The following is a 21,913-nucleotide window of genomic DNA, read 5'->3' on the forward strand; positions in this document are numbered from 1 at the left end:
ACAAACAGGAAAATTTCTGCGAACACCCACTTTTAGAAGTGGTGGTTTAAAACTTTCTATAAAATACGGCAGAGGCGGCTTCCTACTATAAAAAATTCATACTAAAAATTATAACTAAGTACTGTCCTTATGGATGGTGCTTTTTTGTTTTAGACTTTTTTGGTACATTTTTCTGCATAAAGCTTTGTCCATATCCTTATGTAAAGTACCTATTAAAGGTGAAAGAGCGTGTTAAAAAAGAAGAACCTAAAAAGGAAGAATTGAAAGAATATAAACTTCACACAATCTACAAATGCTTGACGTGACAGGAGCGAATAGTAGCGTATAATAGAAAATGGTAACTTTGGTTCTTTTTTTTAGCCTTTATTGAGAATGGTTATCATTAATAATACATAATTAGTTCTCATTTAATTTAATATGAAAGGAAGGAAGCCTTTTGATAAAAAAATTTTTACTTCAATTTGCGGTACTAGCACTAGTTTTAACGTCGGCTGTAACCGTCTATGCAGAGAATTCTGAGGAGACCTTTTCAATCGATTATCAAGTACTAAATTCTGATAGCGATTCAGTATCTATTGCAAATGATTATTTCGGCAAACCTGCAATACTATTTGTAGAAAATGGAGAGAAATTCGTCCAATTTCCAATCAATCACAGTGAATGGGTAAAAGAACTTCAAGCCCCACTTGGAGATGCTTTCGTCGACGTAGATATTGTCAGTGAAGATGAAACTGAAGATACTCGAACTGTAAGATTTAAACTAGAAGAGGATCTGTCTCAACCTGTAGAATTTAAGATGCATATTCTAATCGAATCCATGGAGCCGGTTTATGACCACAGCTATTCAGTTCGCTTTGACTTCGACGATTCCCAAAAAGAAGAGATAGAAGCCACAGTAGCAAGTAGTCTAGAACAAGGAAATGCGGATGAAGAGGAAGAAGAAGTCGTAACAGAATCAACAAATACAAATAGTGAAAAACAAGATGAAAATTCCAAGGAAAATGGTGGTTTAATCATTGTTTTAATCGTTATTGTAGTGGCTATAGCAGCATTACTAATAACTAGACCATGGAGAGCAAAGAAAAATTAGATTGAGGAGCGTTTAAGATGAATAGAATTCTAAAGGTTTTATTTTCATTATTGATCATGCTAACTGTATTTCCAACCATTCAATCGAATTCAGTTGAAGCAGCTTCAAAATATGCGGACGGAGAATATAGTGTACCTTTCTCAGTTCTGAAAAATAATAGTGAAGAACAATCCGTGACGAATGATTATATGACATCACCCGCTAAGCTAGTTGTGAAAAATGATGAAAACTATATTCAAGTTACATTGAAAAACAAATCATGGTGGCAATACTTTAAAGTTCAAAACGGTGGTAGTTTTGGTGATGTAACTGTCCTTAGTGAAGGTAAAGACACCCAGTTAGTCCAGTTTGAAGTACAAGATGTCGACAAATTGATCAACGCAAAAGTACATATTATCGTACCAGAGATCAATTATGATAATAAATACGATGTTCGTTTTAATTTTAATACATCTAATGTAGCAGCAAAAGCAGCAGTAGGTAACACAAGCAACACTACAGATAAATCAACTGCAAAAACTACTGAAAAGAGTACAACTAGTAATAAAGAAACGACGACAAAACCTGAAAGTAACCCGCAAACAGGCGACAGCACACCAATCTTTTTCCTTGTTGTACTGCTGTTAGCATCGGGCTTCTTTGTAGTTCGTAAAGTCGCATTTAAATAATAGCTACATAATAGAGGAGAAAATAGAATGAAAAGATTAATTTCAATGATGTTAACTTTGTTATTAGTAGTTTCAGCAGCATTACCAACAGGTATCGTATTTGCTGAAGAAAACTTGAAATATGCTGACGGAGAATATGACTTACCAATGACTGTCCTTCATTCCACTAAAGATGAAGAATCATCAATGGGTAGATACATCCAAAATCCAACTGTTGTCATAGAAGATGGACAAGCTACCGTAACAGTAACGTTGACAAGTAGTCATATGATCGCAGCCTTCCAAGTAGAACACGACGGTGAGTTTATTGATACAGAAGTCGTTAGTGAAAATGAAGATGAAAACACGAGAAATGTTAGCTTTGCAGTAGAAGACTTGAACGCAATCATCGGAGGAAAAGTCTCAGTCGATCCTGGAATTCCTAGCATGGGGATTATGAATCACGATGTTCGTTTACAGTTTGACGCTAGTAAAATTCCTTTTGCTGAAGAAGAGCCAAAAGAAGAAGACCCAGTAGAATTAATTACGTATGAAGACGGAGAATATGATTTACCATTGACAGTCCTTCATTCAACAGAAGATAAAACATCATCAATGGGTAGATATATTGAAAATTCAACAGTCGTTATTGAAGATGGCCAAGCTACAGTATTGGTCACATTATCAAGTAGCCAAATGATCGCAGCTTTCCAAGTGGAACATAACGGCGCGTTCATTGATACAGAAGTCGTTACTGAAAATGAAGAAGAGAATACAAGAATTGTGAGCTTCCCAGTTGAAAATCTAAACGCAATCATCGGCGGTAAAGTTTCAGTCGATACTGGAAATCCTAACTTCGGCATCATGAGTCACGATGTTCGATTACAATTCGACCTGAGTGAAATTCCTGTTGCTAAGGAAGAAGTTCCTGAAGAAGACCCAGTTGAATTAATTACATATGAAGACGGTGAATATGATTTACCATTGACTGTCCTTCATGCAACAGAAGATAAAACTTCATCAATGGGTAGATATATTGAAAATTCAACAGTTGTTGTAGAAGATGGCCAAGCTACAGTATTGGTCACATTATCAAGTAGCCAAATGATCGCGGCTTTCCAAGTGGAACATGAAGGCGCGTTTATTGATACAGAAGTTGTTAGTGAAAACGAAGAAGAGAACACAAGAGTTGTCAGCTTCCCAGTTGAAAATCTAAACGAAATCATCGGCGGTAAAGTTTCAGTCGATACTGGAAATCCTAACTTCGGCATCATGAGTCACGACGTTCGTTTACAATTCGACCCGAGTGAAATTCCTGTTGCTAAGGAAGAAGTTCCTGAAGAAGACCCAATAGAATTAATTACGTATGAAGACGGAGAATATGATTTACCATTGACAGTCCTTCATGCGACGGAAGATAAAACATCATCAATGGGTAGATATATCGAAAATTCAACAGTCGTTATAGAAGATGGCCAAGCTACTGTTTTGGTCACGTTATCAAGTAGCCAGATGATCGCAGCTTTCCAAGTGGAACATGGCGGCGCGTTCATTGATACAGAAATCGTTAGTGAAAATGAAGAAGAGAATACAAGAATTGTGAGCTTCCCAGTTGAAAATCTAAACGCAATCATCGGCGGTAAAGTTTCAGTCGATACTGGAAATCCTAACTTCGGCATCATGAGTCACGATGTTCGATTACAATTCGACCCGAGTGAGATTCCTGTTGCTAAGGAAGAAGTTCCTGAAGAAGATCCAAAAGAAGAAGAACCTGGTCAATCATTTAAATATGCAAATGGCGAATATGATTTACCGTTGACTGTCCTGCATGCGACAGAAGATAAAACATCATCAATGGGCCAATACCTGCAGGATTCATCTGTTGTCATTGCAGATGGCCAAGCGACTGTATCCGTCACGTTAACAAGTAGCCAGATGATCGCGGCTTTCCAAGTGGAACATAATGGTGCGTTCATTGATACAGAAATCGTTAGTGAAAACGAAGCGGAAAACACAAGAGTTGTGAGCTTCCCTGTTGAAGATCTAGACGCAATTATGGCTGGAAAAGTCTCAGTCGATACTGGAATTCCAAGCTTTGGCATCATGAATCACGATGTTCGTTTGCAGTTTGACCCAAGTGGAATACCATTAAATGAAGAAGCTCCTGAAGATCCAAAAGAGGATCCGAAAGAAGACCCTAAAGAAGAACCAAAAGATGAAGAAGATCCAGTCATTGATCCTAAGAATTTAAAAGATGGGGAATACACCATCGGATTTGAAGTCTTAGAAGACAATACAGACAACACATCTATCATGAATGGCTATGTTGTCAATCCAGGTCACTTAACAGTTGAAGACGGGAAAAAATATATGTCCGTAACTTTTACAGATAGTTCTTGGATCACAGAATTCGAAGTTGAATCTAATGGAAGTTATATAAATCCAGAAGTCGTTAGTGAGGATAAAAGTAAAAATACACGTATTGTGAAATTTGAAGTAGAAGATTTATTTGAAAAGTTGAATGCCAAAGTTTCATTGGACATCTCTGCTTACAACTACAAAGAAACACATGATGTGCAGTTTGCTTTCGATACAAATTCAATCAAATTACTAAAAGATGGAGAAAATCCACCAGCAGGTAATGATAAGAATCCACCAATCGATAAAGATAAGGATAAAGACGGCGGAGGGTTAGATTTTGATCGCGACGCTGATGCGAATACGAATATAGTAGGAAGTAAAAATACAGATAAAAAAGGTAAGAACCCAAAAACTGGGGACACAACACAGACCCTATTATTCACATTATTGCTAGTAGGATCTTTAATTCCACTGGTGATTAAATACCGAAAACGACGATTAGCCGCATAATTTGACCTTAGTCAAATTGGCCATTAGAAATGTAGTCTTGTTGTTAGCGATATCTGGCAACAAGACTTAATTGATAGGAAGTGAATATTTATGATGAAGAGAAAGTCCCTCTTATTTTTATTCATTGCGCTCATGATGGTAATTGCTGGTTGTTCAGCAAATGCCAATCCAGCAGGAGAAAAAAGTAAAGAGACAGAAGAAATAGAGGTAACAGAAGGCGGAGACCGCATCATTGCAACAACAGTCGCCGTAACTGAAATTATGGATGCTTTGGAAATAGATCTAATCGGTATTCCGACGAGTTACAAAGATTTACCACAGCGATATGAGGGGTTAACCGAAATAGGAAATCCGATGAGTCCTGATATGGAAATCGTCTTGTCCTTGAAACCGACGGAAGTGATGTCTGTCTCAACCCTTAAAAGTGATTTAGATACGATTTTTTCTGATAGAAATGTAAATGCTAGTTATCTTAATCTACAGACATTGGAAGGTATGAAAAATGAGATTGTAGCCCTCGGAGAACGATACGATCGGCAGGAACAAGCAGCAGCGATTATTCAAGAGTTTGAAGAAAAAGCTGAAGAGATTGAACTGAAAAAAGCGGGGCAAGATCAGCCAACAGTGCTTATATTATTGGGTGTACCTGGTAGTTATTTAGTTGCGACAGAAAACTCTTATATGGGAGATCTTGTTAAACAAGCTGGTGGAAAGAATGTGATTACCGGTGAATCTGTCGAGTTTCTAGCATCTAACACGGAATACTTGCAGAAATCGAACCCAGATATTATTTTAAGAGCAGCGCACGGGATGCCTAAAGAAGTTGTAGAGATGTTTGACAAAGAATTTAAAGAGAACGATATTTGGAAACATTTCAATGCGGTTAAAAATGATCGTGTCTATGATTTAGAAGAAACGCTCTTTGGGACAACTGCAAATTTAGCAGCAACAGAAGCTTTAGATGAATTATTAGAAATGCTTTATCATTAAAAAGCGATTTCCGAAAAGGATGTCTACAATGAACAAAAAGGTTATTAGCTTTATTACTGTGATTACACTACTCATAATCGTAACAATTTTTTCTTTCGTAACAGGAAGTTTAGAAGTTACCGTTCTTGAATTAGTTCGAGGGATTTTCACAGGTGACAATGAGAATGTCCAAATAATCAAAGACTTGCGTTTCCCACGAATCATCATTGCACTGTTTGCTGGTGCAGCGTTATCTGTTTCTGGGGTTTTATTGCAAGCAGTCATGAAGAATCCATTAGCAGACCCAAGCATTATCGGGGTATCGTCTGGTGCAGGTTTCATGTCTTTACTAATCATTTCTTTTTTCCCTTCATTATTTTTCTACATGCCTCTATTTTCATTTATTGGTGGTGCTTTTGCATTTTACTTAGTCTATAGATTCTCATGGAAATCAGGACTGAATCCACTGCGAATGATTTTAGTCGGTGTGGCGATAAATGCTGTGTTTACAGGGTTAAGCCAAGCCTTAAGTTTCATGGGGGCAGCTACTTCTATCAATCAAGTTACAACATCGACGCTATCCATGAAAAATTGGAGCGATGTCAATGTGATGGTCATCTACGGTACCATCGGGCTCCTATTAGCATTTTTACTTTATTCTTGGTGTAACCACCTGGCACTTGGCGATAAAACAGCAAGAAGTTTAGGGATTAACATCAATCGAACACGCTTAATCATTTCAGCAGTCGCCGTATTACTGGCATCGATTGCAACAGCAGTCGCAGGCATGTTTGCGTTCATTGGTCTTTTAATTCCACATATTGGCCGAATGTTGGTGGGAACGGATCATAAAGTACTCATTCCATTTTCTGCACTATCAGGCGCGTTATTAACACTGACTGCGGACACATTGGGTAGAATAGTCATTGCGCCAAATGAAATCCCAGCATCGATACTAGTCGCTGTCATTGGCGGACCATTCCTCATATTCTTGCTGAGAAAGAGTGAACGTATTTATGGAAATTAAAGGAATAACTTTTTCTTATGACAATAAAAAAAACCAACTTCACAATATTAATAGCAGCATCAAACGCGGTGAAATCACGACAATTATTGGCCCAAATGGCTGCGGAAAGTCAACGCTATTAGGTGTCATGTCGAATAATAATTTTCCGCAACAAGGTCAAATCATTTTAGATGGTAAGGAAATCCGACAGTATAAATCGAAAGACTTCGCTAAGAAATTAGCCATTGTTCATCAACAAAATGAGGCACCAGCAGACATGACCGTTGAGAAATTAACGACTTATGGAAGATTACCGCATCGCAGCATGTTTTCCGCGATTACAGATGAAGATGAAGAAGCCATCGAATGGGCGCTCACAAGCACCAATTTACAACAAAAGCGACATGCAACAATCGATTCCTTATCTGGTGGAGAAAAACAACGCGTTTGGATCGCCATGTCACTGGCTCAAAAAACACAATTTCTTTTTCTTGATGAGCCTACAACTTATCTGGATATCTATTATCAATACGAGATCCTAGATTTGATTAAGCGACTCAACAGAGAACATGGTCTTTCCATCGTCATGGTCTTACACGATATTAACCAAGCCATTCAGTACAGTGATACAATTATTGTGATGAAAGATGGTGAAATCGTCTTAAAAGGCAAACCCGAAGAAATCATCACCAAGCAATTAATGGCCGATATCTACGGGATTGATGTTATCGTAAAAAAAGACGAACGAACCGGATTATACATTGTTCCAGTAGGCATTTGAGGTACCGTATTCGCTTTTTCGGTCCGTGCTAAAAATTCGTGAGGAGTGATTATATGAAAAGCAATAGACGAACAAAACAGAAGAAGAGTCCGCTGAAAAGTTTTATCTCACGCGCATTTACCATTTTGTGTCTTGCTGTTTTCATCTATTCAGCTTACTCACTCGTCAGTATCTTTTTAGGTTATCACAAAAATCGCCAAGTTTTAGCAGATGCCCAAGAAATCTATTATGACTTTTCCGATGTGGAAATTTTAGAAGAAGAGGAAGAAATCGTAGAAGGTGAAATTCGGCCACAATTTGCTGAGTTGCAGCACATTAACTCGGAAATTAGGGGTTGGATTTCAATTGAAGATACACAAATCAATTATCCGATTTTGCAAGCTGAGAATAACGACGAGTATTTAAATCGAAATTATAAAGGCGATAAATCAATAGCCGGTAGTATTTTCATGGATTACCGAATTGATATTGGCGCGCATAACCTAAATACAATTCTCTATGGACATCGTATGAAAGACGGTTCGATGTTTGAGGAGCTTAATAAGTTTTTGGATAAAGACTTTTTTGACAATCATAAAGTCGTCAAATTCGACACACTTTATGACAGTTATGACGCAGAAATATTCGCGGTTTATAAAACAACGACTGATTTTGATTATATACAGACAAATTTCACAAGTGATGAAGAATACGGATCATTATTGAATGAAATTCGAGAAAACGCATTGTATCATTCAGATATTGAAATCAGTGAAGATGATCAAATTCTCACATTATCAACTTGTGATTATGAACTAGACCCCCGCGAAGGTCGCTTGGTTGTCCATGCGAAATTGGTGAAAAAGAAGTAAGTATAGTAGGGCAAAACAGTTTAATTCTTTCAACTTTACTGAGTACCAGAACAGTTCCTGTTCTAGTACTTATTTTTTATATGACAACATCCTTTGTTTGTAAAGGTGACAGACTAGTGATACAATTTGGATGTATTTTTATAAGAGGGGGAAACGATTTATGGCTAAGACACATTATTTTCCTACAGATGTTGTTCATTTTAAATGGAATGCTGCGAATAAACCTATTATTACGATAGAAAGTGGTGATACTGTTATTTTTGAAACAACTGAAATAACGGATAATCAGTTAACACCTGAATCCACGACAGCATCACTTTCTGATTTTAATTGGGAGCGGGTGTATCCATTGTCAGGACCTGTCTATATAGAAGGTGCTGAACCAGGCGATACGCTGGCGGTTGAAATTTTAGATTTACAAACTAAAGGTTGGGGATGGACAGCGGTCCTTCCAGGAATGGGTTTATTGGCAGATGAGTTTCAAGATGCTTATCTGCGCGTCTTTGATTTATCAGATGGACAGTACATTCATTTCCGCGATGATATCAAGATTCCGATTGAACCGTTTTTAGGGACTATGGGGGTATGCCCAGCCAGTGCAGTGGATCAAGAAGTGATGCCACCGGGAAAATTCGGTGGAAATATCGATACACGTCAACTGACCATAGGAACAACATTATATCTTCCAGTGGAAGAAGTAGGTGCCTTGTTCAGTATCGGTGACGGGCATGCGAGTCAAGGGGATGGGGAGGTTTGTGGCTCCGCATTAGTATGTGAGTTGTATGCAAGCCTGAAATTTAATCTTATTAAAGGTAAATCCATTCCAGCAGCACAGTTTAAAACAAATGGACAATTTACATCAAAAGTAAATGATGGAGATTTCTACGGTACTTCTGGAGTAGGTGCGGACCTTTATGAAGCTTCTCAAGATGCATTACGTGCGATGGTAGTCCATATTTCAGAGAGCTACAACATGCCGAAAGTTGATGCATATTTGCTTTCAAGTTTATGTGTAGATTTAAAAATCTCTGAAATTGTGAATGTTGGACAGTATGTCGTCAATGCAGTACTGCCATTATCGATTTTCGAAGAATGATAAAAAGTTAATAGATCTCAAAAATCTGATTCTATGAAAATAGAGTCGGATTTTTTGTGTTTATTTCTGATTTATTTGTTCAGTTAAAGGCTTGATGACATTCGAACAATTCACAGAATTCCTCTGGAAATGTTATACTAGAGTAGTAGAGCGGAATAAGGGGTATCACATCAAATAGATAGTAGAGGGGGGATGTTTATATGATGGAACCTTATTACATAACAGCATCTAAGAAGACATGCAAAGTGTCTGGCATGGATCCGAATGAAGTTGCAAGACCTAAAAAGTTTTTAAGTGAAGTAGAATTCGAAGAACTAAGAAACGACTATAATGAAATATTATCTGTTGTGAGTTTTTTCTCGAACAAGCTCCTGGATTCGTTAAAAGGGACGCCAATACTGGTAGTTGTTTCAGATGCAGATGGTTATCTATTGGAAATTGAAGGAGATGCAACCATCAAATCTATGACTGAACAATTTGGTATTAAAAATGGTAGTCTTTTTACACAAGAAGATACTGGAACAAACGTGGTCAGTCTAGCTTTGCAACAAAAGCACCCAATCAGCCTCATTGGCAATCAACATTACCATACTTTTCTTCATGAAATTGCTTGTTATGGAACGGCATTTTATATTACAGATGAAAATAAAATGCTAGGCAGCGTATGCATTATGATGCCGATACAATTTCAAAATCCGCTTTACTTAACAATGTTAAGCCAATCGATTGATTCGGTTGAAAGAGAATTATTATTGAGGAAACAAAATAAAAAGTTGGATATTCTCAATCAAATCATGTTAAGTCGAACGCGAAATGGCATTGTCATAACGGATAGGGATGGAATTACGACTGATTTTAATGATTATGCTGAAAAAATTTCAAATACTAGCCGAGATAAAGTCATTGGAAGAAATATTCGTGAATCGGATTTAACGGGTGATTATTTCACAGAAGTACTAGATAACCAAAGAATCTTTAACAATGAAGAAATTAAATTTAAAGATGAATCCGGTAATCTCGTCGTCTGCCTATTCGATGCGCAACCGGTTTATGAAGGGAACAAAATAATTGGTGCCTTTGGTCAGTTCAGAGATATTTCAGAACGGTATTTATTGCAAGAGCAATATAACTATTTGGCCTATCATGATGACTTAACCAAACTACCTAACCGGCGATTTATTAAGAAGGAAATAGAAACAATCATTAAAGAATCTGATAGTGACAAAAATCGAACATTAGCTCTATTATACATCGATCTGGATCGTTTTAAAATCATTAACGATAACTTTAATCATTCATACGGGGATTATCTTCTCATCGAGGTGAGCAAACGTTTAATGACTTGTCTTGGTGAAAAGGATATTCTTGCCCGGATGGGTGGCGATGAATTCATATTCTTGCTGAAGGACTTTGAAAATCCGAGTTATGTAACGAAGAAAGCAGAAGCGGTTCTCGATTTGTTCAATAAACCTTTCTTAGTTAACAAGAAAGAAATTCATACGACTGCAAGTATCGGCGTTGCGATCTATCCTGATTATCCAATTTCCTTTGAAAAGTTAATGGTTTATGCTGACAACGCAATGTACCAAGCAAAATTACAAGGGAAAAATCGTTATACGCTTCATACTGCAGAGTTATTAGAAGATATGCAGTATGAATACAGTCTTGAAATTGAGCTAGGAAGAGCACTTGAGAATAATGAGTTTGTCCTTCATTATCAACCTCAAGTTCATAATGTTAGCGGAGAATTGGTAGGATTCGAAGCGCTCATTCGTTGGCAACATCCAGTGCATGGGCTGTTGCCTCCCGGAAAGTTCATCAAACTAGCAGAGGAAAATGGTTCAATCACACAAATTGGCGAGTGGGTCATTGATGAAGCGTGCACTCAAAATAAAAAGTGGCAAGATGCAGGTATGCCGCAAGTTAAAATGTCCGTAAATCTATCTACACAGCAATTTCTGACAACGAATTTGTTTCCGTTTATGGAGGAGGTTTTGGCGCGCACAGGACTTGATCCACAATATTTTGTCGTGGAAATTACGGAATATATGGCGATGGAGTACGATTATTCCATTCGTGTATTGAAACAGCTAAAAGCACTTGGTATCGGTATTAGTATTGATGATTTTGGGACAGGATACAGCTCTCTTAATTATCTTAAAAACTTCCCAATCGATTCTATTAAAATTGACAAATCCTTCGTTGATGAATTGATGAAAGACCAAAACAATGCTTTTATAGTGAAAGCAATCATTACGCTAGCGCATAATCTTCAAAAAGAGGTGATTGCGGAAGGCGTTGAAACCAAAGAACAGCTAGATTTCTTGAAAAAACATAAATGTGACATTAGCCAGGGATTTTATTTCAGCAAGGCCCTTCCGGCGGAGGAAATCGAGAGAAAGTATTTAACATAATAGAGAATAAGGGGACACGGCAGCATGAAAACGATATCATCCATATTAGTGGAAAACTTTAAATATTGGGGAATCCATCATATATTTGGCATTCCAGGTAAAGCAGTATCACCAATCTTATTTGAAATATTAAACCATGAATTAGAATTTGTATTAACGAAACACGAAGCAGCAGCAGGTTATGAAGCAGCAGGCTATGCGTTAATGAATAAAAAAATAGGTATTGCTGTTGGAACGTCGGGACCAGGTGGGACAAATCTGTTAACTGCAGCAGGACAAGCGAAAGCATCCAACCTTCCGCTTTTAATCATTACAGGACATCCTTCGGTGAAAGATACAGGGAAACCATTGGGACAAGATTCCAGCATATTTGGAACCGATCTTGTCGATATGTTTAAATCTGTCACTAAGTTCAGTGCTCGGATAGAACGCGGCGACATGCTGCAACCATTTTTACAACACGCACTGGAAGCTGCAGTATCCGGTGTAAAAGGACCCGTGCATTTGTCTATTCCATTTGATGTTTTATTGGAAGAGATTGAGCCGTTCCAAATCGATTTTCCTGAGTCTTATGAAATGGTTTCTCCGAGATTGACGGAAGTTCTAGAAAAGGTGAACAATGCTAAGCGCCCACTTTTATTTCTTGGAAAAGGCGTTCATTCTAGCAGCGCTTACGAGGAGGTCCGGCATCTTGCTGAGCATTTTAACATTCCAGTCATCACCACGCCGGGCGGAAAAGGAACATTTCCATCGAATCATCAGCTTTCTTTGGGTGCGTTTGGATTGGGCGGGACTACCGAAGCGACAGAATATTTTCAAAATCAAGTTGACTTACTAATCGTCGTTGGTACAAAGTTAAGCGATATGTCGACTGCTGGTTTATCAGTAGAGATGTATCCCGAAGAAGTCATCCACTTCGACTATGATCCGACCTATATTGGAAAAGTGATTCCAGTTCCAACTTTACCAGTTCTAGGCGATATCAAATCCAATCTGACCATGATGTTAAAAGAAATTCCAGAAACAAATAGCGAGTCCTTTTTAACACCCGTGCAGTTGGAGCCACTTCAGGTAAATGAACCTGACCAACCGATGTCTGCAGTCCAAGTTATACGGGCAATGCGTCAAGCACTTCCAGAAGATGCAATCATTTTCGGAGATGACGGAAGCCACTCTTTCTACGGCATCAAACACTTTGATATTTACAAGCCAGGAACGTTTTACTTCGATGATATTTTCGGTGCGATGGGCAACGGAATAGGCTATTCCATCGGTGCAAAATTAGCAGCCCCGGAGAAAACAATTGTCTGTTTAGTAGGGGATGGGTGCATGTTCATGCACGGTACGGAAGTTTCAACAGCCTACAATTATGACTCACCTGTTCTGTTTATCGTTTTGAATAATGGACGATTGGATATGGTGGAAAAAGGCATGCAAAAAATGATCGGCACATCCATTGGTGGAATATATGAGACGCCGCTCAATGCAGCACTTTTTGCGAAATCTATGGGACTAGAGGCATCTACATGTTATAATCCTAATGAACTAGTTGATTCAATCAAAGAAGCATTACATAAAATTGAACAAACGAACAAACCAGTTTTAATTGAGGCAATTGTTGATCAAAATGAAATTCCACCAACGATGGGGAGGCAATAAGATGGAAAAGAACGAACGATACGCAGCTGGGTTAGAAGTAATGGAAGATTTATTTTCTGAAGAAGTACGCAGCGGCATGGAACAAATGAAAGCAGTTTCTCCCGACCTTTGGGAATTGATTGTCTCTTTTGGTTTTGGAGATTTATATGCGAGAAGCACATTATCCCTTTCACAACGGGAAATTGTTACACTCACGACACTCATCACGCAAGGCGCTTTTGACCAACTTCGCGTTCACTTACAAGCAGCCTTGAACGTAGGACTCACAAAAGAGGAAATTACCGAAATCATCATCCATTGTACCGGATATGTAGGGTTTCCAAAAGCTGTTCAAGCAATGGGAATCGCTGGTGAGATATTCAAACAGAACGAGATGTAAATACTTGTGAGAAGCCATTCAAATGGTATAAAGTTGAAAAGAGCTAGCGACAAGATAAGAATTTGTCGCTAGCTCTTTTATTTTTATCGAATAAGTGTATATCGCACAGGTCGAATTTTCTGCATTGTTGATAAATAATACCTAGTAGACTAGTATGTAATTAGAGTGGAAGCGCTTTCGAGAACAGTATTTGGAGAAGAAACTTTGTAAAGGGGAACGGTGTATAGTGAAAATGGAAAAGGTTCGTTGGGGAATAATTGGGTGCGGTGATGTGACCGAGGTGAAAAGTGGACCGGCGTTTCAAAGAGTTGAGAATTCGGAGTTAGTGGCAGTTATGCGTAGAACTGGTGAGCTGGCGAAGGATTATGCCGAGAGACATGGTGTTGCGAAATGGTACGATGATGCCAATGCATTAATCAATGATCCGGATGTCGATGCAGTCTATATTGCAACGCCGCCAAGTTCCCATAAAGAATATACACTTAAAGTGGCAAAGGCGGGGAAACCTGTTTATGTTGAAAAGCCTATGGCACTTAATATAGATGAATGTAATGAAATGATTGCTGCGTGTGATGAAGCAGGTGTGCCTTTATATGTTGCCTACTACCGGCGGGCAATGCCAAGATTTGTGAAGATTAAAGAGTTGTTGGATAACAATGCAATTGGAGATGTTCGTTTTGTCTCAACGACACAATATCAAAAGCCTTTGGAAGGCGCTGAGAAAGCATGGCGAGTTCAACCTGAGGTATCCGGGGGCGGGCTGTTTTTTGACATGGGCAGTCATATGTTAGATATCTTGGATTTTCTACTGGGACCGATTAAAGAAGTGAAAGGATTTACTTCCAACCAAGCGGGTAATTATCGTGCAGAAGATATCGTAACGGGTGCATTTACATTTGAATCAGGTGTTCAAGGTACAGGGAATTGGTGTTTCGCTGCTTTTGACGATGTAGATATGAATGAAATTGTCGGTAGTAAAGGGAAGTTGTCTTTCTCCACGTTTGGAAACGAACCCATTGTATTAACGACTGCTGACGGAACAACTGAGTTTGAGTTCGAGCCACCGAGGCATGTGCATCAACCACTTGTTGAATTAATTGTAGCTGAATTGACATGCGCTCAGGGTACTCATGAAAAATGTCCAAGTACTGGGCAATCCGGTGCAAGAACGAACAAGGTTATGACTGATTTTTTTACATAAGAGGAGTTGGGAAAATGAGAATCCAATATGATGATATGAAAAATGAATTTAAAAGGATATTACTACAAAAAGGATTTACAGAGGAAAAAGCGGATGAAGCAGCGACATCTTTTACGAATAATAGCCGTGATGGTGTTTATTCACATGGTGTAAATAGATTTCCGAGAGTGATAGATTATATAGAAAAAGGTTACATAAAACCAGATGCTGTTCCAGAGAAAATCAGTGCTTTTGGTGCGATTGAAAGATGGAATGGGAATTTGGCATTGGGCAACTTAACTGCGAAACAATGTATGGATCGATCGATGGAACTTGCATCTGAATTTGGAATTGGCTGTGTCGCCTTACAAAATACAAATCATTGGATGCGGGGCGGGGAATATGGCTGGCAAGCCGCGGAAAAAGGATATATCGGAATTCTATGGACGAATACGATGCCGAATATGCCTGCTTGGGGTGCGAAAGAAAGAAGAATTGGCAATAACCCTATTATCCTTGCGCTGCCTAGAGAAGATGGGCCAGTCGTTTTGGATATGGCGATGTCTCAGTTCTCCTATGGGAAAATAGAAGAGTACCGGATGGCAGGCGAGGAATTACCAGTACCGGGTGGATTTGACAGCGAAGGGAATCTTTCAAAAGAGCCTAAAGCAATCGAGGAAACTTGGAGAGTGTTACCGGTAGGCTTTTGGAAAGGGTCAGGTTTATCGATTGTACTCGATTTGATAGCTGCTAGTTTGTCCGGAGGAAATACGACCCAACGTATTGGGGAATTAGGAGAAGAAGAGTATTCGGTTTCGCAAGTATTTATGTCAATATCGCCCGATAAATTAGGGGATCTGTCAGCTATGGAAGAAAAAATTAACGATTCCATTCAATACATTAAAGACTCCGCTCCTGCTACAAGTGATGGAGAAGTCTATTATCCCGGTGAGCGTACGAAGAATACTAGAGAAGAAAATTTAAAACTAGGAATTCCTGTTAGTGCGGAAGTGTGGGAAAAGATTTTAGCTTTGTAAATCATTCATTGTAATCTTCCTACTAGCGTTTACTAAATAAGAAAACCGACAAAATAAATATTTGTCGGTTTTTTGTCTTTCATTCAAAGTCTTTTATAGAAACGTTACAAAAAAGGTGGAAATATGCTCCTGAAATGAAATAAAGATGGACATTTCCACCAATAAGATTATAATGAAATTAAGAATTAGAAATATTGAGGTGATTGAATGAATTCTATAATAAAATCTCTTGAAGGAGGACTAGTCGTATCATGCCAGGCTCTTGAAGGTGAGCCGTTACATGGTTCTAGCCTAATGAAGAAAATGGCGATTGCTGCACAAATGGGCGGCGCTAAAGGAATTAGAGCGAATAGTCCGATTGATATTCGTGCAATAAAAGAAAGTGTATCTTTACCAGTGATCGGGTTGTATAAAAAGGAGTATGGGGATAGTGAGGTTTATATTACCCCAACTTTAAAAGAAGTAGCGGAAGTAATTGATGCAGGTGCTGATATTATTGCCTTTGATGCAACGATGCGAAGTCGTCCGGGGGGACAATCCCTAGATGAATTTATTGCTCAAGTAAAACATTCCTTTCCTAATCATTTATTAATGGCTGATATTTCTACTTTTGAAGAAGGAATGAATGCTTCTCGTTTAGGGGTAGACATGATTTCAACGACATTAGCAGGCTATACAGATTACACCGTTCATATCAATTCATTTGATAGAGAACTACTTTCAAAACTTTTGAGCAAGTTGGCGCTTCCGATTATTGCAGAAGGAAGAGTGAATACGCCCGAACTTGCAGCGGAATGTATTCGACTAGGTTCATATGCAGTAGTCGTTGGATCAGCTATTACACGGCCACAAGAGATTACTAAACGTTTTGAGTCTGAGATTCAAAAGTTAACGATTGAATGAAATATTGAAATAGATTAGCCAGCACGTCAAGGCATATAGGGGTGAGAATAATTATTGCAGTATTTGGCGTAGTAGATAATATGAAAGAAACTGTCAGATATACGGATTTTTTCTCTGATGTATCAGCGTTGTCAACCATAGATGTCGAAGATTACCAAGTGATTTTGATAAACGGATTTAAAAACAATGCGCCTTCTCTCCTCCCATACGAAGTGGTAAGCAAGCTTTGGAAGTTTGTTGAGAATGGGGGCTTGCTTTACGGTGAAATGGTGAATTGCGAAGATTTCCCTACATCTCGATTATTCGGATTCAAGCAAGACTTCTCAGTAACTTCAAGACGATTAGAAAAGTTACGTATTGCTAAAGACAGTTTGTTTTGTAAAGAAGGCCAGCTCTTAGAATGGAACGGGGAATTTCTAACTGGGTTTACATTTGATACAGAAACACTAGTTGAATTGGATATTTTTCCTGAAACGCATTTATCACAAAAAAACGGTAAGCATCCAGGCATTGTCACAAAGAAACTAGGTAATGGCAGGACAATCTTTTCTGCATTTTCTTTACTGGGCAATGAGCAGAGTTGGACATTAAGACCGAATTGGTTATGGAATCAATTATTGGAGTGGTTAAATTCTGATTTTGGTTTCCCTTTTAAAAACCTTCCTGCAACCATTCAGTTGAAAAGTAAGACTGTAGATCAAGTTATTTCCGAGAGTGCGAATTGGTTTTTACAATCAGGAATAATGCCTAAAGAAGATGGAAGTGCTGGGGTCTATGAAAATGTTCATTCGATTAGAGGGAATGTTAGTAAGGATATGAGACCCGATTGTAATGCGCATGCTGCATTAATGTTTCATTTATTAGGAGAATATAAAAAGGAAAAACATTGGAAAGATGTCTCCAAAAATGTATTATCCTATCTATTTAATTCGGGTTATCAAGATTTGGACCCAACATCTAGCTCTTATGGATTTTGGAAATGGTTTAAATTTCCTGGTGATAAACCAGATCAAATATTTTCGGATGATAATGGATGGGTCGCGTTTGTATTACTCTACTTATATAGACGTACAGGAATCGAAGAATACAAAGTCCGTGGATTATTGACGGCAAATTCCTTACTGCAAACGCAGAACAAATTTGGGTTAAGGCCGGAAGCAATTCGGGAACAGGAATTAGCTTCAAAAGGACATACATACTTTCAAGACTCAGAAAAAAGTAGTATGAATCCACATTTTGAAAGTATCGTTCATGCAGCATTTCTACAGGCGTACATCGTATCTAAAGATGAAAAGTATCTGCTAATCGTTAAAAAGGGGACAACCCATTTATTAGAAAACATTGACCAATTAAAGTATATGTACAGTAAAACAGCGGGATATAGCCGTTTTCTGTTTTCCCTTTCCCATCTATATGCTTTAACGAAAGAAAAAACTTACCTTAATGGAATTAATACGGTAACCGATTATTTAAAAGAACATCAGCATGAGTTCGGCGGAATTGAAGAGGCTGATAATCCTGATCCAGATAGGTACGGTACCGAAGACACAGGGGTCTTCCGCATTAATGGAGAAAAGATTGCAGATCAACTTTACACAAATAATTTTATGATTATTAATAGTTGGGAAGCGTGGAAAGCGACCCATGATCCAAGGATATCCTCGTTTAACAATGAATTAGTACAATATATTTCCGAAATACAAATCGTCTCTATGAAGAAAGAGTTTACCGGTGGATGGATGCGTTCATTTCATTTAGACCGTAAAGAGTATTTCGGTAATAATGGCGATACTGGTTGGGGGGCCTACTGCATTGAGAGTGGTTGGACAAACGCGATCATTACAACAGGCTTATTGTTAAAAGAATTAGACTGGTCATTAGTAGATTAAAAGAAAAGAGGGGTTAAGATGAAGAAATTATTTGTATTTATGCTTGCGTTATTAGTGATTACTGGGTGTTCATCAGGGGATGATGAAAATTCGAAAGATGAAAACAAAGGGGAAAAGGTGAGCATTGAAGTCATGATGTTCGAAGGTGGGTTTGGTTCTGAATGGGTTAAAGAATCCGCACAACAGTATATGGATGAAAATGAGAACGTTGAAGTAAAAGTGAGCGCGAGTCCTGATATTCATCAACAATTGCAAACAAGGTTCTTATCTGGTGAAGTTCCAGATTTAATAAATCCAGGACCAAGTTTCGATATTCAAGGTGTAATTAGTGAAGGAATGATTCAGGATTTAGATAAGGAATTACAAGGGAATGCATTTGACAGTGATGAAAAATGGATAGATACATTTGAAGCTGGTCAATTCAACTTGCAAAAAGATGGAAAAACATATGGAATTCCAACCATTTTTTCGCCGGGCTATATTTTATGGTACGACGAAAAATTATTTGAAGACAATGGATGGGAACTGCCAAAAACACAAGAAGATTTATATGACTTGAAAGAAAAGGCCGATAAAGAAGACATTGCCGTATTCGCTGTTCCTGGGAAACATCCAGGTTACTATTTCTATGGAAGCTTTATGCCGTTAGTTGAAAGAATTGGTGGCAAACAACCTATCTTAGATGCATTTAATCTAAAAGAAGGTGCCTGGCAGTCAGATGCATTTATCGAAGCTGCGAAAGAAACACAAAGAATGGTAAATGAAGGTCTATTTCTCGAAGGTACCTTTGGTTTGTCGCATACAGAAGCACAAACATTATTTTTCCAAAGAAAGGCTTTATTTGTAACAGCCGGATCATGGTTGGAAGGTGAAATGTCGGATGTCATCCCAGAAGATTTTAAACTTCGCGCGATCAATCAGCCAGCAGTTTCATCAGGTTCAGGTGAGCAACTTGCACCAGTTTCAACTGGTTGGGGTGGGGCTTGGTACGTTCCGAGTGATGGTAAAAACAAAGAAGAGACTGTTAAGTTTTTGAAGTTTCTCTCAAGTAAAGAAGAAGTTGAAAAAATGGTGAAATCTAAAGGACTTGCGAGTGTTGTAAAAGGGACAGACGAAGCGATTGAATCTGAAGCATTAAAGAGTGCATTGAAAGTGTTGCAAGATGCAAATGGATCATATGCACCAACTGCAATCAATGATTCTTATCCTGAGCTGATTGGTAATATTATGAACGTCTATCAAAGCTTGGTTCTTGGTGAGATTACTCCAGAAGATTTTGCTGAACAAGCAGAAAAGTTTGCTGAGCAAACACGTAATGACTCGAATATAGAGAAAGTGGAGTTTTCCTGGTAATAATAATTTATAAGAGTGAGAGGTCTATATTAATTGGCCTCTCTTTTTTATTAAGAGGGTGTGAGATTGTGAAGAGTGCTAGTGAAAGATGGTCTATCGTGATTTTCTTATTGCCAGCAGCATTGTTGTATTTATTATTTGTGATTTATCCTTCATTTAATGCGCTGCGAATGAGTTTTTATAATTGGCGCGGACTTGGTTCAAAAACATGGATTGGTTTTGATAACTATAGAAGAATGTTGGAAGATAGTAACTTTATAAACGCATTTAAGGTAACGGGGAAGTATATCATTATTCAAGTTCCAATCGTTTTACTGCTATCCGTTGTCATTGCGATTACCATTTCATTTCTCATCAAAACAAAATGGTTTAATATCTATCGATCAATCATTTTTTTCCCTTATATTTTACCAGGCGTTGCGATTGCAATGCTGTGGTCTACCATTTTTAATCCTGTAAGTGGCATGTTGAACGGGATACTGGACATAGTAGGATTGGATAGTTTCATAACAGAATGGTTAGGTCGAACAGAGACAGCGTTTGGAAGTGTAGTTTTTGTGAATATATGGAGCATGGTAGGATTTTATAGTATTTTGATTTTAGCGGCCATATTAAATATTCCTCAAGACGTATTAGAAGCAGCTGAAATGGATGGTGCTTCCAAGTTTCAAAAAAGTATTTACATAACCTTGCCTATGTTAAAAGATATTATGCAAGTTGTCATTATCTTTACATTAATTAATACTTTAAAGGTTTTCGAGATGCCTCAATTATTAACTTCTGGTGGACCGAATCGCTCGACGCAACCAATATCTTTGTATATGTATGAACAAGCGTTTACCAATTTTAACTTTGGTTATGCTTCAGCAATCGGTGTCGTATTTTTGATATTCACTTTAATCGCATCCTTGTTGACGCTTAAAATTACTAGGGGGAGTGACCGATGATGAAAATTGTGCAAATGGTAAGGAATCACTTGTTCCTAGGAATATTGTCTGTACTCATTCTCATTCCGGTCCTCTGGGTATTTGTAAACTCAGTTAAATCATCTGCGGAGATTTTATTAGAACCATTATCATTTCCTAGTAAATTAGAATTTGGAAACTTTTCAAGGGCGTGGAATGAAGCGGGTTTTGGGACGGGATTTATTAATAGTATTATTGTAACGACCATCACAGTTACGTTAATCGTCATAATTTCAGCGATGGCGGCTTATGTTTTGAGTAGAAAAACATTTCGATTTCGAACTGCGATTCAAAACACCTTTTTAATGGGCTTAATGTTACCGACCTTTTTGGCAATGGCACCGCTTTTTTTATTGATGAATAGTTTGAAATTGGTAAACAGTCTTCCAGGTTTGATCGCGGTGTATGTTGCTTACTCGATATCCTTTACAATATTTATGCTAATTGCTTTTTTTAATCAAATACCTAAGTCATTAGAAGAGGCAGCAATTATTGATGGGTGTGGACCGTTTAAATTGTTTTGGAAAGTTATGTTCCCATTAGTTAAGCCAGGTCTAATATCTGCAGCCATATTTAACTTTGTCGGTATTTGGAATGAATATATCTTAGCGCTTATCTTAATTACTGATGATGATGCTAAGACTTTGCCCCTTAAATTAGCGAACATTATGATGGTCCAACAATATCGTACGGATTGGGGAGCGTTATATGCTGGTTTAGTGTTATCATTTATACCAGTAACAATCTTTTATTTGATATTCCAGAAACGTTTAATAGAAGGATCTACTGCAGGGGCAGTCAAAGAATAATTCAGGAGGTAATA

At 38.1% G+C, this 21,913-nt stretch carries 18 protein-coding genes; all 18 read left to right on the forward strand.

Translation table 11 applies throughout. The features are described from left to right. The first annotated feature begins 436 nt into the window (after positions 1 to 436). The 18 genes from isdC to AC25Y1_RS05610 all read left to right on the forward strand — a co-directional run bounded on the left by isdC (position 437) and on the right by AC25Y1_RS05610 (position 21,899). Complete coding sequence (gene isdC, locus AC25Y1_RS05525) at positions 437 to 1,090, forward strand: heme uptake protein IsdC (protein ID WP_488146951.1); 654 nt, start codon at positions 437 to 439, stop codon at positions 1,088 to 1,090. 17 nt (positions 1,091 to 1,107) lie between these two features. After that, on the forward strand, positions 1,108 to 1,758 hold the full coding sequence (locus tag AC25Y1_RS05530) for an NEAT domain-containing protein (RefSeq protein WP_488146952.1): 651 nt from the start codon (positions 1,108 to 1,110) through the stop codon (positions 1,756 to 1,758). 27 nt (positions 1,759 to 1,785) lie between these two features. After that, positions 1,786 to 4,608 carry an NEAT domain-containing protein gene (locus AC25Y1_RS05535; protein WP_488146953.1) on the forward strand — a complete coding sequence of 941 codons (2,823 nt, stop codon included), beginning with the start codon at positions 1,786 to 1,788 and terminating at the stop codon, positions 4,606 to 4,608. 93 nt (positions 4,609 to 4,701) lie between these two features. Next, on the forward strand, positions 4,702 to 5,598 hold the full coding sequence (gene isdE, locus AC25Y1_RS05540; RefSeq protein ID WP_488147037.1) for a heme ABC transporter substrate-binding protein IsdE: 897 nt from the start codon (positions 4,702 to 4,704) through the stop codon (positions 5,596 to 5,598). A 28-nt stretch (positions 5,599 to 5,626) separates the two neighbouring features. Further along, positions 5,627 to 6,604, forward strand: coding sequence for a FecCD family ABC transporter permease (locus AC25Y1_RS05545; RefSeq protein WP_488146954.1), 978 nt, complete (start codon positions 5,627 to 5,629; stop codon positions 6,602 to 6,604). Continuing rightward, a complete protein-coding gene (locus tag AC25Y1_RS05550; RefSeq protein ID WP_488146955.1) occupies positions 6,594 to 7,364 on the forward strand; it encodes an ABC transporter ATP-binding protein in 771 nt (256 codons plus the stop codon). The genes AC25Y1_RS05545 and AC25Y1_RS05550 overlap by 11 nt, the downstream gene beginning before the upstream one ends. Before the next feature lie 53 nt (positions 7,365 to 7,417). Then, positions 7,418 to 8,215 carry a class B sortase gene (srtB, locus tag AC25Y1_RS05555; protein WP_488146956.1) on the forward strand — a complete coding sequence of 266 codons (798 nt, stop codon included), beginning with the start codon at positions 7,418 to 7,420 and terminating at the stop codon, positions 8,213 to 8,215. 160 nt (positions 8,216 to 8,375) lie between these two features. Next, positions 8,376 to 9,311: an acetamidase/formamidase family protein gene (locus AC25Y1_RS05560; protein ID WP_488146957.1), complete on the forward strand. Its 936-nt coding sequence runs from the start codon at positions 8,376 to 8,378 to the stop codon at positions 9,309 to 9,311. A gap of 200 nt (positions 9,312 to 9,511) precedes the next feature. Then, positions 9,512 to 11,725 (forward strand): EAL domain-containing protein, encoded by a 2,214-nt coding sequence (locus tag AC25Y1_RS05565; protein ID WP_488146958.1) that lies wholly within the window; start codon positions 9,512 to 9,514, stop codon positions 11,723 to 11,725. 24 nt (positions 11,726 to 11,749) lie between these two features. Next, positions 11,750 to 13,384 carry a thiamine pyrophosphate-binding protein gene (locus AC25Y1_RS05570; RefSeq protein ID WP_488146959.1) on the forward strand — a complete coding sequence of 545 codons (1,635 nt, stop codon included), beginning with the start codon at positions 11,750 to 11,752 and terminating at the stop codon, positions 13,382 to 13,384. A gap of 1 nt (position 13,385) precedes the next feature. Next, complete coding sequence (locus AC25Y1_RS05575; protein WP_488146960.1) at positions 13,386 to 13,763, forward strand: carboxymuconolactone decarboxylase family protein; 378 nt, start codon at positions 13,386 to 13,388, stop codon at positions 13,761 to 13,763. 232 nt (positions 13,764 to 13,995) lie between these two features. After that, positions 13,996 to 14,964, forward strand: a complete 969-nt coding sequence (locus AC25Y1_RS05580) for a Gfo/Idh/MocA family protein (protein ID WP_488147038.1) — start codon at positions 13,996 to 13,998, stop codon at positions 14,962 to 14,964. A 14-nt stretch (positions 14,965 to 14,978) separates the two neighbouring features. Continuing rightward, positions 14,979 to 15,980 (forward strand): 3-dehydro-L-gulonate 2-dehydrogenase, encoded by a 1,002-nt coding sequence (gene yiaK / locus AC25Y1_RS05585; RefSeq protein WP_488146961.1) that lies wholly within the window; start codon positions 14,979 to 14,981, stop codon positions 15,978 to 15,980. 207 nt (positions 15,981 to 16,187) lie between these two features. Next, positions 16,188 to 16,883, forward strand: coding sequence for an N-acetylmannosamine-6-phosphate 2-epimerase (locus AC25Y1_RS05590; protein ID WP_488146962.1), 696 nt, complete (start codon positions 16,188 to 16,190; stop codon positions 16,881 to 16,883). 41 nt (positions 16,884 to 16,924) lie between these two features. Further along, the gene (locus AC25Y1_RS05595; RefSeq protein WP_488146963.1) at positions 16,925 to 18,772 is read left to right on the forward strand and encodes a hypothetical protein; all 1,848 of its coding nucleotides are present in this window, start codon (positions 16,925 to 16,927) and stop codon (positions 18,770 to 18,772) included. Between the two features lie 18 nt (positions 18,773 to 18,790). Continuing rightward, the gene (locus AC25Y1_RS05600; RefSeq protein WP_488146964.1) at positions 18,791 to 20,125 is read left to right on the forward strand and encodes an extracellular solute-binding protein; all 1,335 of its coding nucleotides are present in this window, start codon (positions 18,791 to 18,793) and stop codon (positions 20,123 to 20,125) included. A gap of 68 nt (positions 20,126 to 20,193) precedes the next feature. Then, complete coding sequence (locus AC25Y1_RS05605; protein WP_488146965.1) at positions 20,194 to 21,072, forward strand: carbohydrate ABC transporter permease; 879 nt, start codon at positions 20,194 to 20,196, stop codon at positions 21,070 to 21,072. Continuing rightward, positions 21,069 to 21,899, forward strand: a complete 831-nt coding sequence (locus AC25Y1_RS05610; RefSeq protein ID WP_488146966.1) for a carbohydrate ABC transporter permease — start codon at positions 21,069 to 21,071, stop codon at positions 21,897 to 21,899. The genes AC25Y1_RS05605 and AC25Y1_RS05610 overlap by 4 nt, the downstream gene beginning before the upstream one ends. Positions 21,900 to 21,913 lie beyond the last annotated feature (14 nt).

This window comes from Sporosarcina sp. Y1009 (genome assembly GCF_057669865.1).